Origin of the sequence: Enterococcus sp. C53 (assembly GCF_040887425.1) — a bacterium.
Classification (GTDB): Bacteria; Bacillota; Bacilli; order Lactobacillales; family Enterococcaceae; genus Enterococcus_B; species Enterococcus_B hirae.
The window spans coordinates 39,203-55,520 of sequence record NZ_JBFOFT010000003.1; the positions used below are offsets into that span (position 1 = coordinate 39,203).

16 protein-coding genes are annotated in these 16,318 nt (G+C 32.1%); 10 read left to right on the top strand and 6 right to left on the bottom strand.

What is annotated here, in order from left to right; all coding sequences use genetic code 11:
* The first annotated feature begins 105 nt into the window (after window positions 1-105).
* From AB3I42_RS05105 to AB3I42_RS05120, 4 genes are all read left to right on the top strand, one after another.
* Window positions 106-969, top strand: a complete 864-nt coding sequence (locus tag AB3I42_RS05105) for a DegV family protein (protein WP_010736781.1) — start codon at window positions 106-108, stop codon at window positions 967-969.
* A 254-nt stretch (window positions 970-1,223) separates the two neighbouring features.
* Complete coding sequence (locus tag AB3I42_RS05110; protein WP_223603319.1) at window positions 1,224-1,310, top strand: putative holin-like toxin; 87 nt, start codon at window positions 1,224-1,226, stop codon at window positions 1,308-1,310.
* A 371-nt stretch (window positions 1,311-1,681) separates the two neighbouring features.
* Complete coding sequence (locus AB3I42_RS05115) at window positions 1,682-1,768, top strand: putative holin-like toxin (RefSeq protein ID WP_223603319.1); 87 nt, start codon at window positions 1,682-1,684, stop codon at window positions 1,766-1,768.
* Window positions 1,769-2,187: 419 nt separating this feature from the next.
* Entirely contained in the window at window positions 2,188-2,292 is a 105-nt protein-coding gene (locus AB3I42_RS05120; protein ID WP_191984884.1) for a putative holin-like toxin, read from the top strand.
* Between the two features lie 319 nt (window positions 2,293-2,611).
* Here AB3I42_RS05120 and AB3I42_RS05125 read toward each other — a convergent pair whose 3' ends face one another.
* Window positions 2,612-4,234: an ABC-F family ATP-binding cassette domain-containing protein gene (locus AB3I42_RS05125; protein ID WP_081115159.1), complete on the bottom strand. Its 1,623-nt coding sequence runs from the start codon at window positions 4,232-4,234 to the stop codon at window positions 2,612-2,614.
* Between the two features lie 394 nt (window positions 4,235-4,628).
* Here AB3I42_RS05125 and AB3I42_RS05130 point away from each other — a divergent pair, with 394 nt between their 5' ends.
* Entirely contained in the window at window positions 4,629-5,150 is a 522-nt protein-coding gene (locus tag AB3I42_RS05130) for an HdeD family acid-resistance protein (RefSeq protein WP_010720488.1), read from the top strand.
* A 100-nt stretch (window positions 5,151-5,250) separates the two neighbouring features.
* Here the strand turns inward: AB3I42_RS05130 and spxB are convergent, their stop codons facing one another.
* Window positions 5,251-6,981 (bottom strand): pyruvate oxidase, encoded by a 1,731-nt coding sequence (spxB, locus tag AB3I42_RS05135; protein WP_010736783.1) that lies wholly within the window; start codon window positions 6,979-6,981, stop codon window positions 5,251-5,253.
* A 167-nt stretch (window positions 6,982-7,148) separates the two neighbouring features.
* Here spxB and AB3I42_RS05140 point away from each other — a divergent pair, with 167 nt between their 5' ends.
* On the top strand, window positions 7,149-7,967 hold the full coding sequence (locus AB3I42_RS05140; protein WP_010720486.1) for a ZIP family metal transporter: 819 nt from the start codon (window positions 7,149-7,151) through the stop codon (window positions 7,965-7,967).
* Between the two features lie 98 nt (window positions 7,968-8,065).
* On the opposite strand, the gene AB3I42_RS05145 is transcribed toward AB3I42_RS05140, so the two are convergent.
* The gene (locus AB3I42_RS05145; RefSeq protein ID WP_010736784.1) at window positions 8,066-8,257 is read right to left on the bottom strand and encodes a hypothetical protein; all 192 of its coding nucleotides are present in this window, start codon (window positions 8,255-8,257) and stop codon (window positions 8,066-8,068) included.
* A 216-nt stretch (window positions 8,258-8,473) separates the two neighbouring features.
* Between AB3I42_RS05145 and AB3I42_RS05150 the strand changes: the two genes are divergently transcribed.
* Window positions 8,474-9,055, top strand: coding sequence for a TMEM175 family protein (locus AB3I42_RS05150; protein WP_010720484.1), 582 nt, complete (start codon window positions 8,474-8,476; stop codon window positions 9,053-9,055).
* A 90-nt stretch (window positions 9,056-9,145) separates the two neighbouring features.
* Entirely contained in the window at window positions 9,146-9,286 is a 141-nt protein-coding gene (locus AB3I42_RS05155; protein WP_014834373.1) for a hypothetical protein, read from the top strand.
* 398 nt (window positions 9,287-9,684) lie between these two features.
* Here AB3I42_RS05155 and AB3I42_RS05160 read toward each other — a convergent pair whose 3' ends face one another.
* Entirely contained in the window at window positions 9,685-10,245 is a 561-nt protein-coding gene (locus AB3I42_RS05160; protein WP_236599424.1) for a hypothetical protein, read from the bottom strand.
* Window positions 10,246-10,776: 531 nt separating this feature from the next.
* On the opposite strand from AB3I42_RS05160, the gene AB3I42_RS05165 reads away from it, so the two are divergent.
* Entirely contained in the window at window positions 10,777-12,225 is a 1,449-nt protein-coding gene (locus AB3I42_RS05165) for a helix-turn-helix domain-containing protein (protein WP_368022360.1), read from the top strand.
* Between the two features lie 374 nt (window positions 12,226-12,599).
* Window positions 12,600-13,151: a hypothetical protein gene (locus AB3I42_RS05170; RefSeq protein WP_081125009.1), complete on the top strand. Its 552-nt coding sequence runs from the start codon at window positions 12,600-12,602 to the stop codon at window positions 13,149-13,151.
* 398 nt (window positions 13,152-13,549) lie between these two features.
* On the opposite strand, the gene AB3I42_RS05175 is transcribed toward AB3I42_RS05170, so the two are convergent.
* Together AB3I42_RS05175 and AB3I42_RS05180 are read right to left on the bottom strand one after the other, a co-directional pair.
* On the bottom strand, window positions 13,550-14,467 hold the full coding sequence (locus AB3I42_RS05175) for a hypothetical protein (protein ID WP_181934555.1): 918 nt from the start codon (window positions 14,465-14,467) through the stop codon (window positions 13,550-13,552).
* 388 nt (window positions 14,468-14,855) lie between these two features.
* A complete protein-coding gene (locus tag AB3I42_RS05180; RefSeq protein ID WP_368014299.1) occupies window positions 14,856-16,025 on the bottom strand; it encodes a protein kinase in 1,170 nt (389 codons plus the stop codon).
* Between the last annotated feature and the right edge of the window lie 293 nt (window positions 16,026-16,318).

A 16,318-nucleotide genomic window follows, 5' to 3' on the forward strand; every position in this document is an offset into this window, starting at 1 on the left:
CAATGGTTTTCCTTTTTACAAACATAGTTAACGTTATTTTCCATGCAAGAGATTTGCTATAATAGGAGTTAAGGGTAAAATGAAAAGTTGAAGGAGTTGAAGGGTGTGTATCAAATCGTAACCGATTCATGTTGTGATCTGCCTTATCAAGTGCTACAAGCAGCCAAGGTTGATTATTTATCAATGAAGATCCAGTTAGATGAAGAAGAATTAGTAGATGATCTGGGAAAAACGTTTAATTATGATCATTATATGGAACAATTAAGAAATGGGGCTACCCCAACGACCTCACAAATCAATGTGGGTCAATACTTAGAATTTTTCCGTCCTTATGTTGAACAAAATATTCCTATCCTTTATGTTGCTTTTTCCAGTGCTTTAAGTGGATCCTATAGTAGTGCGTTACAAGCAGTAGAATTATTAAAAGAAGAATATCCAGATCCACAAGTAAAGGTCTTTGATACAAAAGCCGCAAGCGTTGGGGAAGGGTTATTAGTATTGGAAGCTGTTCGATTGAAAAACGAGGGGAAAACATTAGAAGAGAACTTAGAATGGTTAGAAAACAATTACTTAAAAGTACATTCTTGGGTAACCGTTGATGATCTCAAACACCTTGAACGTGGGGGGCGTATCTCTAAAACTAGTGCTACACTAGGTAGTATTCTAAACGTGAAGCCAATTATCACAGTCGATCAGGAAGGACGTTTGACGAATATCAGCAAAGTACGAGGACGAAATAAATCGATACAAAAAATTGTTGAAGAAACTGTTAAAACCATTGTCGCTCCATTAGAACAAACTGTTTATATTGCTTATGCTGGCGATTTAGAAAGTGCTGAAAAAACAAAACAATTACTTGAAGAGAATATTAAGATGAAAGAAGTTAAGTTATATCCACTTGGCCCTACCATCGCAAGCCATACAGGATATGGATGTATTGCGATATTCTCAATGGGAATCACTCGATAAAAAATTGTAGTCATTGTAGAAGAAATGCCCCAAAAAAGAACCATTCAGAAGAAAAAGAATATTCTTCGAGTGGTTCTTTTTAAGAATATAAAATAACTGATTTATATTAAGTTAAATCTTTTGTCGATAGTAAGTACTTCCTAAATTTGCTATAATAAAGCCAGTAATTCGTGGAGTGTAAAAGATGGTAGCTAATCTCTTGAACAAGGGGTGATGCTTATGGTTAAAAGCTTTTTCCCTAGAAAGGAATAAAGTTGTCAGTATATGAAGCAATACAACTCATGCTCGCATTTGCGACATTTGTGTTGTTGTTAATTGACAAAAAAGACCAAAAAAAATAACCATCTAAACCACTTTTAGCAGAGTTTTTAGATGGTATATATACCCAAAAAATAAAGCTACCGTCTTTTTAACGGCACGAGTTACTGATGAAGGGGTTGTTAGAGCAATCCCTTTTTCACTATCCATTATAGCTTATCAATTGGAAAAAAGTAAAGCTGTTGATTAAAAAAAATGAAGGCACACGAATCAAATACATGACAGGTAAAAAATAACATTATTATTTAAAAATAAAGTTAATGAGGATAGCAAGTTTTCGCTAAGTTTGCTACAATAAAACCAGTAATTCGTGGAGTGTAAAAGATGGTAGCTAATCTCTTAGATAAGGGGTGATGCTTATGGTTAAGAGCTTTGTCCCTGGAAAGGAATAAAGTTGTCAGTATATGAAGCAATACAACTCATGCTCGCATTTGCGACATTTGTGTTGTTGTTAATTGACAAAAAAGACCAAAAAAAATAACCATCTAAATCACTTTTAGCAGAGTTTTTAGATGGTTAATTACTTAAACAAAGCTACCGTCTTTTTAACGGCACGAATTACTGATGAAGGGGTTGTTAGAGCAATCTCTTTTTCATTTTCCATTATAGCTTATCAATTGGAAAAAAGTAAAGCGGTTGATTGAAAAAAAGTTTTTAAAACCATTAAGAAAATAGATTAAATAGTTTAAAAAAAAATGAGGCATACGATACACAAATCAACTAACTATCAGCTGAAAAATAACTATTTTATTTTAAGTTAAAGCTAATATTGATAGTAAGTTTTCGCTAAGTTTGCTACAATAAAACCAGTAATTCGTGGAGTGTAAAAGATGGTAGCTAATCTCTTAGATAAGGGGTGATGCTTATGGTTAAGAGCTTTGTCCCTGGAAAGGAATAAAGTTGTCAGTATATGAAGCACTGCAACTCATGCTCGCATTTGCGACATTTGTGCTGTTGCTAATTGACAAAAAAGACCAAAAAAATAACCATCTAAACCACTTTTAGCCAAGTTTTTAGATGGTCAATACTATAAAAAAGCTACCGTCTTTTTAACGGCACGAATTACTGATGAAGGGATTGTTTGCGCAATCCCTTTTTCATTACCAATTATAGCTTATCAGTTAGAAAAAATAAAGCGGTTAATAAAGCAAATAAGAGAAAAAATAATGGTCTCCTTCATACTATAGATTATAGACAGTAAATGGAACTCAGGTACCTCTAGCTAGTTGTGAAAAACAGTGCTTATGATAAAAGAAAGGGACATCTCACCGTCTGATGAGATGTCCCTGATAGGCTATTTTCTTAAGTCTACATGATTGTTGCTTTACTTCCAGAGATCTTCTAATTGTTTTTGGATATCTTTATTTTCTAAAAATTCATCATAGGTTGTATCTGCTCGATCGATAACACCTTTATCAGAAACAGCAATGATACGATTAGCCAATGTTTGGATAAATTGATGGTCATGTGAAGCAAAAAGGATAGAACCAGTAAAGGCCATCAAGCCATCGTTTAGTGCTGTAATCGATTCTAGGTCTAAATGGTTTGTAGGATCATCTAAAACTAGGACATTTGCTTTAGAAAGCATCATTTTAGAAAGCATGCAACGCACTTTTTCACCACCAGAAAGGACATTGACAGGTTTTAATACTTCTTCCCCAGAAAATAGCATGCGTCCTAAAAAGCTTCGTAAGAATGTATTATCGTCTTCTTCTTTACTTGCATACTGACGTAACCAATCTAAGATCGTCAATTCATTGTCAAATTCTTTCGTAGTATCTTTTGGTAGATAAGAATTGCTCGTTGTTACGCCCCATCTTACGGTTCCAGTATCAGGAGTGATTTCACCCATGATTACTTTAAACAAAGTTGTAGTTGTAATATCATTTTCAGCAACGAACGCAACTTTATCTTCTTTGCTTAAATTAAATGATATATCATTTAATATTTTCTTACCGTCGATCGTTACACTCACATTTTCGACCTGTAAGAGATCATTACCAATTTCACGTTCTGGTTTAAATCCAACGAATGGATAACGACGTGAAGAAGGTTGAATATCATCAAGAGTGATTTTTTCTAACATTTTCTTACGAGAAGTTGCCTGTTTAGATTTTGAAGCATTCGCACTAAAACGAGCAATAAATTCTTGTAGTTCTTTGATTTGTTCCTCTTTTTTGGCATTGGCATTTGCTTGTAATTTTGCAGCAAGTTGACTTGATTCTAACCAAAAATCATAGTTACCAACGTATAATTTGATTTTTCCAAAATCTAAATCTGCCATATGGGTACATACTTTATTTAAGAAATGACGGTCATGAGAAACAACGATAACCGTATTTTCAAATTCAATTAAAAATTCTTCTAACCAGTTGATGGATTGGATATCTAATCCATTCGTAGGCTCATCAAGGAGTAACACATCCGGTTTACCAAACAATGTTTGAGCTAAAAGTACTTTGACTTTTTGACCACCAGTAAGTTCACTCATCAATTGATGGTGCAATTCTTCTGGAATATTCAGTCCTTGTAGTAAAACAGCAGCTTCAGGTTCAGCTTCCCAACCATTTAATTCAGCAAACTCACCTTCTAATTCAGCTGCTCGGATACCATCTTCATCAGTGAAATCTTCTTTCATATAGATAGCGTCTTTTTCTTTCATAACTTCGTATAAACGCTTATGTCCCATAATAACTGTTTCTAAAACTGTATATTCTTCATAGTCATAATGGTTTTGTTTCAATACAGCCATTCGCTCATCTGGTCCCATGGAAACAGTCCCTGTAGAAGGTTGTAAGTCTCCTGATAATACTTTAAGGAACGTTGATTTACCTGCACCATTTGCACCTATTAAGCCATAGCAATTTCCTGGAGTAAATTTAATATTAACATCATCAAATAGTTTGCGGTCTGAAAAGTGCAAACTTACATCATTTACAGTAATCAATTTTTTTCCTCACTTTATCTTTATAATATTTAACGAGCCTCCTAGAATTATATAGGGGAAAAGAGAAAGTTTCAAGGTAATCAATTATTCTTTGTGTTTCACGTGGAACATGACGACAAAAACTCATGAAAGAATGGAAAAAATTGTATCTATGAAGCAATGATGAGATTCGAAAGTGGTTAAGAAAGACAAAATGTTTATTATTTAGTAGAAGAATAAGTTGGTAATGAGTTTACAGAAAGTTAAAGGTGGAGCAGCTTTTACTAAAAAATAATAGCAGCAAAAGCTGATCAGAAAAGAAATTACTTTTGCTTTTCATCACCAGCATATGTTTTGACGTTATTTAAAGAGAGCGTTAGTATAATAATAGATTAAAATGAAAGTTGGAATGAAAATGAATGAAAGAAAAACACTAGACTGGGGATCATTAATTTTAGGGATTTTATTTGTCCTTGTTTCATTAATCTCTTTTCAAGATCCTGTTGGTAATTTAGTGGCGATTGTCGTTGTTTTTGCTATTTTTGCCTTTTTAAAAGGAATTTTTGAATTATTTGTACGAAATCGCATGAAAGAATTGACAGGATATAAAGGGAAAATGCCGTTGGTTATTGGTATCATTGATATTTTAGTCGGGATTTTCTTCTTGTTCAATATTGGTGCAGGAGTAGTTGCTTTACCGTTTGTTTTTGCCATTTGGTTTATTGCCGACTCTATCTTAGCTTTATTTACAGCTGATTTAGCGAAAGGTTATAGCACAGGCTACTATTGGTTTACAGTAATCATCAATATTTTGGGTGTGGTATTAGGATGTATACTATTGTTTAATCCTATTTCCTCCGCTTTGACTTTAAGTTTTCTTGTCGGTTTTTATTTTATGCTCTTTGGAATCAACCATATCGTATATGCTTTCAGATAAACAAAGTAAAGTATATAAAGAAGCAATCAGGCTGAATTTTCCTGGTTGCTTCTTTTTTTATAGTTGATATGTCTGAATCTCTCAAAGAGTAGAGGTTCAATTATTTCCTTTTTTCATATAATTCATTCAATACAGGTAAATCATGCACTTCGTATTTTTCTTTGAATTGTTTGATTTCTTCTTCTGTATATTTTCTTGGATCAAGATGAAGATCTTCAACCGGTAAAGGACGTTTGTTATTGATTTTTACATCAATTACTACTGGTCGTTGGGATTTTTTAGCGGCCTCAAATGCAGGTCTTAATTGGTGATACTCAGTAATCGTGAAACCATCAGCTCCCAGTGCTTCACTCGCTTTTCCGAAGTCAGCCTCTTCTAAAAACACACCAAATTTTTTCTGTTCAGTATCTTCTTGTTCTGCTTCAATAAACCCAAACGATGTATTCGATAAAACCACATTAATAATCGGTAGTTGGTATTTCACTTGTGTAATGATATCTTGCATCACCATTGCAAAACCACCATCACCGCTTAAAGTAAAGACTTGTCGATTAGGATAACTTAATTGTGCAGCAATGCCACCTGGAACACCATTCCCCATTGTAGCGAACCAACCAGAGGTCGTGTGTTTTTGTTTGCCGTTCATGTCTAATAATCGAATGGAATGGATCGTCGTATTCCCAACATCTGTTACAAAAATCGCATCTTCTTCAGCGATCCGATTGATTTCTTTATAAACAGCTTCAGGACGAATCGGTTGGTCTTCAAGGTCAGCGAATGAGTTTAACCAGTTTACCCAATTCGCTTTGTTTTCTTGGTTGGCTAGATACCAGCGATCTTCAGGACGTGGTTTGCCCAGCTTTGTTAATCTCGCTAATGTGGTATTGGCATCCCCTAAAATGGTATGGGAGGTAGCATGTCTTCGACCAAATTTTGAAGCATCGATGTCCACTTGGATAAATTCAGCCTCTGGGTTAAAGAACGCACGACCAAAAGGAAAGTCACTACCCATAAATAAAATCAAGTCGGCCTCTGCTAATGCTTCATTTGCAGGTTTTGTGGCCACACGTCCAGCAAAGCCTAGAAAGTTTTTATAGTTATCTGGAATGATGCCTTTCGCTAAAACAGAAGCAACAACTGGCATGGAAAAGTGTTCTGTAAAATCTTTGATTTGTGAAAAGCCATTACGAGTACCTTGTCCAATGTAAAGTACAGGCTTTTTAGCTTTTTCAATAAAAGGAAGAGCAGCAATTACATCTTTTTCATCAGGAAGGACAGTACCTGTTTTATGAGTAGCTGCGTTAGATATTTTCTCTTCTTCAATGTCTGCAAAACCTAAATCAACAGGGATGGTTACAATAGCTACTCCTTTATTTTCATAGGCTGCTTTGATTGCTTCGTCCACTACATGAGGTAAACTTTCAGGTGTCATAACTGTCCGATTATAGACACTAACATCTGCAAAAATTGGATTTTCATTTAATTCTTGGAAAGAGTTATAGTTCATAGCAGTAGTTGCAACTTGTCCAAGCAACGCAACAACTGGAACATGATCCATTTGTGCATCATACAAACCATTGATCAAATGCGTGGCGCCTGGTCCAGCAGAACCAAAAACAGCCCCAACTTTTCCTGTTAGTTTCGCATCGGCTGCTGCGGCTAGCGCTCCTACTTCTTCGTGACGTACTTGGATATATTTTATTTGATCTTTTTCATGATAAAGAGCATCCATGATTGAATTAAACGAACCACCAGGAATCCCATAAATATGCTCGATTCCCCAACTTTCCATTACTTTGACCATTGCGATACCAGCATTGATTGTTGCCATATTCTCCCACTCCTTTATCAAATGAATGATAAAATTTCGTAACTTTATTAATTAAAGTATAGTGCTTTAAGAATAAAAGCCCAACTGATTCGCTTTTTCACACAAACAGTAGTCATGATTTTTTGAATATGCTAGAGTAATAAGTAAAGGCACGAAAGGAGAATAAAATGACAGAATGGCTACTAAGCTTAGCCCCGTGGCAACAAGCATTAGCGGGGACAGCATTTACGTATTTTATGACAGCTCTGGGGGCTGGGTTGGTATTTTTCTTTAAAGAAATCAAAAAAGAAGTATTGAATCTCATGCTTGGTTTTGCTTCGGGGGTCATGATTGCTGCTAGTTTTTGGTCATTGCTTGATCCTGCGATTACAAAAGCTGAAGAAAATGGCGATATCGCTTGGCTGGTCGTTAGTATTGGTTTTGGATTAGGTGGTGTCTTTCTTTATATCGCTGATAAAACGCTTCCCCATATGCACTTTGGCCCACAGCACGAAAAAGAAGGCCTACCTACGCATTTAAAACGAACAATCTTATTAGTTTTTTCGATCACCTTGCACAATATCCCTGAAGGTTTGGCTGTAGGGGTAGCATTTGGGGCTGCCAGTACAGCCGATAATCCAACAGCGGCCGTTTTGGCAGCCATTTCGGTTGCATTGGGTATTGGAATTCAGAATTTTCCGGAAGGTGCAGCTGTTTCGATTCCTTTAAGACAAGAAGGATTGAGTCGAACAAAGGCATTTATATATGGACAAGCTTCAGGTATTGTTGAACCGATCGCAGGTGTGATTGGTGCGGTGCTAGTGACACGAGTAACCATCCTTTTACCTTATGCACTGGCATTTGCAGCAGGTGCGATGATCTATGTGGTTGTTGAGGAATTAATTCCCGAAGCCCAACAAACATTATCAAGTAAACGACATTTTGCCGTTTTTGGGGTGATGTTAGGTTTTATCATTATGATGGTACTAGATGTAGCTTTAGGGTAATACCATCAAATGATATATCATTTGGAACAACTGATAAAAATATAACGAAAAAAGCAGCACAAGACTGGGGAATCTGTCGTGTGCTGCTTTTTTCAATATTAGTAATATTTTCGATGATGTCGACGATTTGTTCCAGAAATTACACGAATTAGCCAAATAATGATTGCAATAGGAATGAGTAATTTAATTGCAAACCATAAAATACTAGTAAAAAGGCTAATTACAAAACTACCTATAATGAATACCATTACTAGCATGAAAATAGTTGAAAAAGTATTTTTTTGTCCCATACAAACCCCTCATTTCTTTCTAGTTCCCAAAATAAGTTAAATTTAATAAAAATGTACTTAGAACTTAGCTTATTTATTAGAGAACTAGGATAGTTAAATCCTCTTGTTTCATTGAGTATAGCAGTATAAAGTGAGCGTTACCTCCAACTATAGACTGATTTAGTTACTTTTTTCTAGCTATCTTTACTACAATAAGTCAGAAAAGGAGGCAAAAATATGCCAAAAAATCGTTTAGAAGCTTTTACCGATGCAGTTATCGCAATCATTATGACTATCTTGGTCTTAGAGCTTCACCAGCCAAACACTGACACTTGGCAAGCGCTAAGTGCCTTAGGATATCGTTTTATGATCTATATTGTCAGCTTTTTTACATTGGTCATCTATTGGAATAATCATCATCATATGTTTCAAGTCGTTCATAAAGTAAATTGGCGAGTTTTGTGGGCAAATAGCTTTTTTATCTTTGCTTTATCATTTTTTCCCTTTGTCACGTCTTGGATCAGCGAGTATAGTCATAGTTTAGCGCCAGAGATCACATACGGTGTAGTAACTTTAGGAGCTAATATTGCTTACTATATTTTAGCAAGAGAGTTGGTTCAGTCTGATCCTAAAAATAAAAAGAATATCAAAGAATTACTAGATAACTATCGAAAATCCTACTGGTCAATTGGGTTAAATATTTTAGGAATTATTTTAGGCTATGTCATTACACCAATAGCTGTTTTAGTAACGAATGCTGTGATTTTACTTGGTTGGCTGATTCCTAGCCGTAAAATCGAATCTCAATATAGTAATTAAAGATGTTCAAAAAAATTAAGAGAAATATAACAAAAAGATAAAAAAATGGTCGAACTTCTAGAGGAAAATCTTCCTTGAAGAGGGATGCTTATGATCAATCAAAAAAAATTGAATATCGGTCTAACTACGAGCATGATAACGATCCTTATCTATATAGATCATCGGCAATGTAGTTTATTGGTTATTTTGTTATCTATGATGATTCCATTTGTTGTAGCATTAAAGAAGTAAGAAGCGTTTATTTTTGATCCCGGATCTTTCAGTCTAAAGAATTGAAAGATCCGGGATTCGTTGTATCTAATTATACACAGACACGTATCAGAGAGGTAATCTGTTCCGAAAGTTTTCCACAGGGGATAACGAAAACGAAAAGTTCCAACCTATCGATAAAAGCAGGTATACAATATTTTTGTATAAATATTAAATGAATAGGCAGACAACAATTTATATAGATTGATCCATCTGATTAAATAACTTTCGGTTTTCGAACATAGTGTTATTTTATCTTTTTAAAATAACGGATTTAATAATTGGTTTATTTTTTTCACAAGAAGAATCAAATAAATTAGGAAAAATGACGAAAAACAAAGGAAACAAGCCGTCTCGAATGAAATAGTTAGTATAAAAGATCAATGGTCGAGTGGGAGAAGAAAAAAAATAAACAGAAAAGTTATTCGAGGTTCTTTCCATTGAAAAGATAAAAGCCAATCAAATATACCTTGTAGGGGTATATTTGATTGGTCAGTCTGTTGTATGAGTGGCACTTGCGACAGGATAATTTTTTTATAAGCAAAGTAGCGTGCTTCTTTTTTTGCTATGCCAAAAGAATCAGATAGCTGTAAATTTTGAGGTGAGAATTGTATGGCGGGGATTGAAAATGTCTGTTTTTGTTTGTCTATAATTGAAATAGAAAAGTTGATTTCTTCTTGTTCGGCATTTGCTAACGTCACATAAGAATGTCTGTCGAAATGGATACCAACTACTGTGTAAATGCCCAGTAATTGAAGTTGATCTCCTTCAATTTTTACTAGTTCATCTTTTGTTGGCACATATTCCATCTTGGCTCCAGTAGTCATTTTCATTTCAGCTTTTGAAGTAACATCTTTTACAGGAGAAGCAAAGTATTCAATCATAAAAAATAAAGCAATTAAACCTAAAAAACTACTAACTATAATAATTGTTTTCTTCACCTTGGACACTCCCATCTAACAGTTATGACGTAAAAAAGTACATTTATGATAAAAATAGTTTTTTAATCATTAAAAATGGTATAATATATGCCTTTTTTTATTAATTTTTGTTATTAATTAATTGCTTTAAAAACAGTATAAATTTAAATATAAAAAAAATAAAGCATAAAATACTTAATTTTAGCAGTTTGTTTTACTGAAGGAATGTTTCAATCAAATAAATTATTTCGCTAAAATAATTTATTTAGTTATTTTTTAAAATGAGAAGGCGAATGATACTATTTTCTGTTGGCAAGATCAGCATTCTGATTATTTGAAAGGTCTAAGGGCAAAAAAAGGCCATAAATGATCTATTTATAAAATAGGTAGATAGGATTGCTTATTTTTCATATTTTTTATACCCATTTTTACTATTTTTTTGAAAAAAAAATTCTAATTCGTTAAAAATTTTCTTTAAAATATAAATAGGAACATTCAAATAGAAAAAAGTGAATGCTTTTTTATAGTTGGTAAAAAGAGGGGAGGAAGTAAATGTTAAATATTTTATCGAAAAAAATGAAACGACAGTTACTTCTACTGGAATTGCTTTTTGAAGGAGAAACCTATCGCTTTCAAGATTTAGAATCTCAATTAAAGTGTTCTTCAAAAACATTGAGAAATGACTTGATGGATATCGATTCTTATGCAAAAGAAATTAATATACATACTGATCGTGAGAATGGGATATTTGCAGAAATTGCTCCTCATGTCACAGAAGAATATATTTACCGAATTATTATGAATGAATCGATTGAGTATCAATTTTTAGAAGCAATCGTGTTAAATAAATATACGAACTACTTGGAAGTAACGGAACAACTATTTATTTCAGAGAGCACTTTAAGACGAATGGTGAAGCGCATCAACCTTTCCTTAGAGCAATATCACTTAAGAATTCGAGGATTGATTCGATTAACGGGAAATACACAATTAATTGAAAAGTTGACGATCCAGTTACTTTTAGAAAAATATGTGTGTTTAGAAGAGGCCTTCAATGAAGAAATTTGTCAAAAAAGTCGTCAATTATACTTAAAATACATAACGAATAATCAACTTCAAGATATAATTCGTAAACTGGAACACCGAAAACATAATCAGCTTTTATTTTATATTGCTATGAAAATTTACCAAGTAAAAAACGAAAAACAATTTATTGAAAAAGAGCAGAATAATCTTTTATGCCTAGAATCAAATGAGAAGCAAAATACTTCTTTATGGTTATCTCTTGAAGAGGATCAGGATCTGATAAAATACATCTTTGAACAGCCGTTTGTTTGTTCGCTACTGGATATACAGAACAACAGCGATGACTACCAACAAAAACCTTATTTAACAAAGATGGTTGGGATATTGCTTGATTATTTGGAAATAAAATATCAGATCAAATATGAAGAACGACAAGAAATCTGCTATAAAATAATTAATGATGGCGACTATATGGAAAATCTTTCTTTTATTTTATATGATAAACATCATCAGTTTTTAAAACAGATACTTCCAGAAATCGAAAGTATTCAAGTAGGACTAAAGAATTATTTAATTAACAAGGATCAAAAAGAGTTATTAAAGTATATGAAAAATGACGAATTTACCAGAAAATTAGTCGCTTTGTTACTTGTCTACTGGCATGATCTGCTAAAAAAGATTGAAACGAGTAAACAAATTAGGGCTTTGATTGTAACCAATTCTGAACAATATGCTAGCTACATTATTGCAAAGCTTGAGCTTTATCTAGGAGGACGATATCGTTTTGTAGCCAGCAAAACCCCGGTAGTTACAGATCAGATGCTACATAAGGAAAATTATGATTGTATTGTTTCCAATACGATGCTGAACAGACAGTTCAATATCCCTATATTTGGTATTTCTATATATCCCAAATCAAGAGAAATTCAAAACTTGATTTTCTTTTATCAACAAACAAGAACAGAAATTACATAGCGTGTTTGATAGTTATTAACTTTGAGAAATTGTTAGTTTGAACATAGGTGGTCAATAAGGGGAAACGCTGATCAATGGTGAATGAATATTCCACAGATAAAAGAAACAAAAAGAAGAGATAGGTTAAAAGTTAACCTAATTTTATGGGCTCTTTGTTAAATGATATGATATTGGTAAAGAGAAATCTTAGAATCATTTGGACAGAAAGAAGAAAAACTTCTTTCTGTTCTTTTAGAGAAGGCAAATATTTCCTCATTGTTTTGGTAGTAATTCAAGTAAGTTTGCAGTAAAAATTACTCATTTAATATTAATGAAAAGTTTAATGTACTTTGCTATTATGGACTAATTAATTAGGAAACAGATGGAGGTTCTCAATGGAAGTACTGAGATTAGTTAGTCAATTTTATGCAATTATAGCGATACCCGTCTTTATTTTTTGTGGTTTTAGATTACGTAATCAAAGAAGGGCTATGGAAAAGAAGAAAAAAAATAAAGTGAGTGAAATGTTCCCCGAACTTAGTAAAGAGGACTTAAAGCTGAGAAAAACAGCAATTATAAATTATCAAAATATGTATTTGAATACCACTTTTAAAAGAGGTATTCAAATGTTATTGACTGTTGCATTACTTGCAAGTATTATAGGCGCTTTGGTCACTAGTATGCTTTATCAAGATTTTTCGACTAGTTTCCTATTTATCAGTGCATTAACCTTTTGTATTTTACTTCTTAGTATAATCGCTCCGTCAAGTCAGAAACAAACACAGTTTTGGGAGAATTATCTAAATCAACATCCCGATAATCCATTGAAAATCGTTCTGTTGGACAGGGAAGATGTCGAAAAGATAACTGCAATAAGAAAAAAACAAGTTATTAACTTTATGGTCATCGAGTTAGCTTTTCTGATTTTTTACGTTCTTTATTTTTAGCAAGATCTCCGATTTTATACGAATAGTCAATTGATTGTCAAAGATAAGAGTGGCAAGAAATTAGAACGATTGATTGGAATGGAGATAGAAAGAATTTTATCAAAAGGCTACAGAATAAGTGTGATAATAAAAAACAGCCAACAAACATTGATTTAACAACGTTTGTTGGCTGTTTTTTATTATTCCCACTCAATAGCCTATTAGAAAGTAAGAACATTCTATGCTGATTTATTGGGATTTTTGATGATATTGTTAGGGTAATTAGGATTTGAATTGAATTAAACTGTGACCAAAAGTGTGACCATTAAAATATTGTAAACAAGCTAACTTATAATATTTTGGTTTGATAATATGTGAAAATCTATATTGCTTAACGGTATAAGAAATTATTAATCTAGTTATAGAATGAACGATATATAGTTAGTAAAAGAACGCATAAAAATTTTTCTCTCTGCCATTTTATCTATATTATCTTCATATAAATCGTAATAACATTCTTTCACCATATCAATCATATCCCACTTTACTTTATACAAAGTCTCTTCTGATAAAAAATCAGGAATACATGAAGGATCGAATTCTAGCGGCGGAAAAAGTTTTAAGGTATCTACATCAACTATTTTCAAAGTATCTTTTAAGAAGAAATAATATAATTCATTTTTAGCTATATCTGTCATTTCAAAGTAATGAAATATTCCATTTTTATTTTGACTACCGTAATAAAAAATGGAAAGTTTAAAGTTTGATTGAGTTTCTAAAGTATATAGATTTTTTTCGTTTGCAATTTTTTTTAATAACTTTATATACGTAGAAATTATTATAGATAAGCTATCCATAATACTTTTTTTAGAATCCATTGAAAAATAGAATTGTGTTAGAAAGCGATCTAAAGGAGGTAACTTTTCGCTTTGCAAATAACCATCTAACTTTTGTATTGACCAATTAAAATCCTTAAAATTTTCATCTATATAATTATATCTTCCATTTTTATAAAAATCGGTTAACAAATTAAAAATCTTGTTTTCTTTTTTGCTAAAGTTTATATTATGCAGTTTAGCTATTATTGATTTTAATTCTTCTAAATTATGTTGGGTTAAAAACTTTTTTTGATTATTCTCTATTTTGCTATCGTCTAGTAGTAAAATTATCTTTTGTATTCGTTCTATACCGACAGAAATATTATAAAAAATATTAAAAATTTCGTAGTCTAAAATAGCTTCTCCAGTATTGTACAGAGCTTCACATCCAGTAAAAAGAAATTCACCTACATTGTGCATCTCCATATTCAATTGTATGCGTATATCATTATCAAACATTTCAATTTTTACCTCTAATTATAAATTTTTTCTTTTATAGTAAGACTATATATTATTTGTGCATTTTTTGTTATTGTCAGTTTTTGTATAATTAAATCATGTTCAAGATGCTTTACATCCCCAGAATGAAAGGAAATCTCAAAAATAAGGTTAGGCTGTTCATAAAGCAAAAAAATAATAGAAATGGTAAAGGAAATAGTAAAAATAATGTCTATGGTGAATCTATAGTTTATTTTTAATGATTCTATATGTATGTTTTACATAATCGAATCTAGTGAGAATAGTATAATACCAGTGATTAGAGCTAAGCTAAACATTATTTTTGTAGGTAATTTAAAAAAGTCAGTTGCAATTAAATCAATATCCATCAATAAAATCTGATACCTTTCTAGCCAGGAATATTTTTAAAAGCGTTTGCTAATTCTTGAATGTTTTTAAATCGAATATTTTTATCTGGGTTCAATCCAATCTCTAAAAATTTTTTTATATTATTATCTTTATTTTTCGATATGTTTGTTTTACCAGTTAACACAAAGTAAAGTAATCTAGTTAAAGCAAAGATTTCATGTGAGATATTGTAATTTGAAAAACCGTCAAGCTCTAAAGATGGATCATTAAACCATCCTTTCATATCAGTATTAAAGGATGTCATCTGCAAATTAGGAACTTTTACCAATCCAAAATCAGCTATTTTCACAATCTGGGTATCATCATATATTTTTAAGAGTACATTTTTAGGATTGATATCTCTGTGAAACAGACCCTTAGAATGAATGTAATAAAAAGCTTTAAGAATCTGATTTCCAATATTCTTTCTTTGAGTGAAGCTCAGTTTATCATTGTTTTGAAGAATATAATGGTATAAGTTTACATCCATAAGTTCCATATAATACATATGTTTTTGTTCATCATAATTATAGACTTCAACAATATAAGGGGAATTAAGTTCTTTCATTTGGTTATACTCTTCTTTAAAACGCAATAGTTCTTTTGCAGTTAAATTTTTCTTAGCCACTTTAATTGCAAATTCCTTATTATAAAATTCATCTTTGTATTTAAAAACATCAGCATATGATCCACTACCAATATTTTGTTTTAATTGATAAATTACTCTATTTTTCGTTTTTTTGATAGCAACGGTATCATCAAAAATAAACATAGGCTTAGTATAATAGAGGATCACTTTATTCATATTTGGGGGTAATGCACTACCTCCGCTTTCAGAAAGAAAAGTTTCGCAATTACTAATTAGATTAGTATAGTATTCATCTAATTGAAACGCATATGGGGTCGCTGAGAGTTCCCTAATTAAATCATTAGTGATTTGTATTATATGAATTAATTCTCGGCTAGGATCTGCCCAAAAGTGAGCTTCGGAATCTTTTGTGGGTAATCTATCATTCATCAATTTGAAAAGTGTTTGAAATTCTTTGTGTAATGTTGATAATATTATCTGTAATCTTTCGCTTTGAATACTTTTATATAAATTAATGTATTCAAAATTAGTAATATGCTCTATCTCTCTATATTGAGACTCAATAAAATTAGTGATGTCCATATGTTTCAGCTCCCGTGGCAATTCTTTATGGTTTATTATGTACTATCAATCATTTGATAGTCAATTCTCTATCTATAAAGTTATTGGTTGCAATAACAAAAAAAGAGGCATGGACTACTTTAATATTAAGGGATTCACGGTTTCTTTGAATGTTTCCATTCAATAACCTATTAGGAAGTAAGAATTTCAACACTAATTTATATAATAGAAAAATCAGAGATACTAACAAGAATTAGTAATAAATGTATGTTATGTTTTAGAGAAAAAATTATCGCCTACTTTTGAAGTTAAGG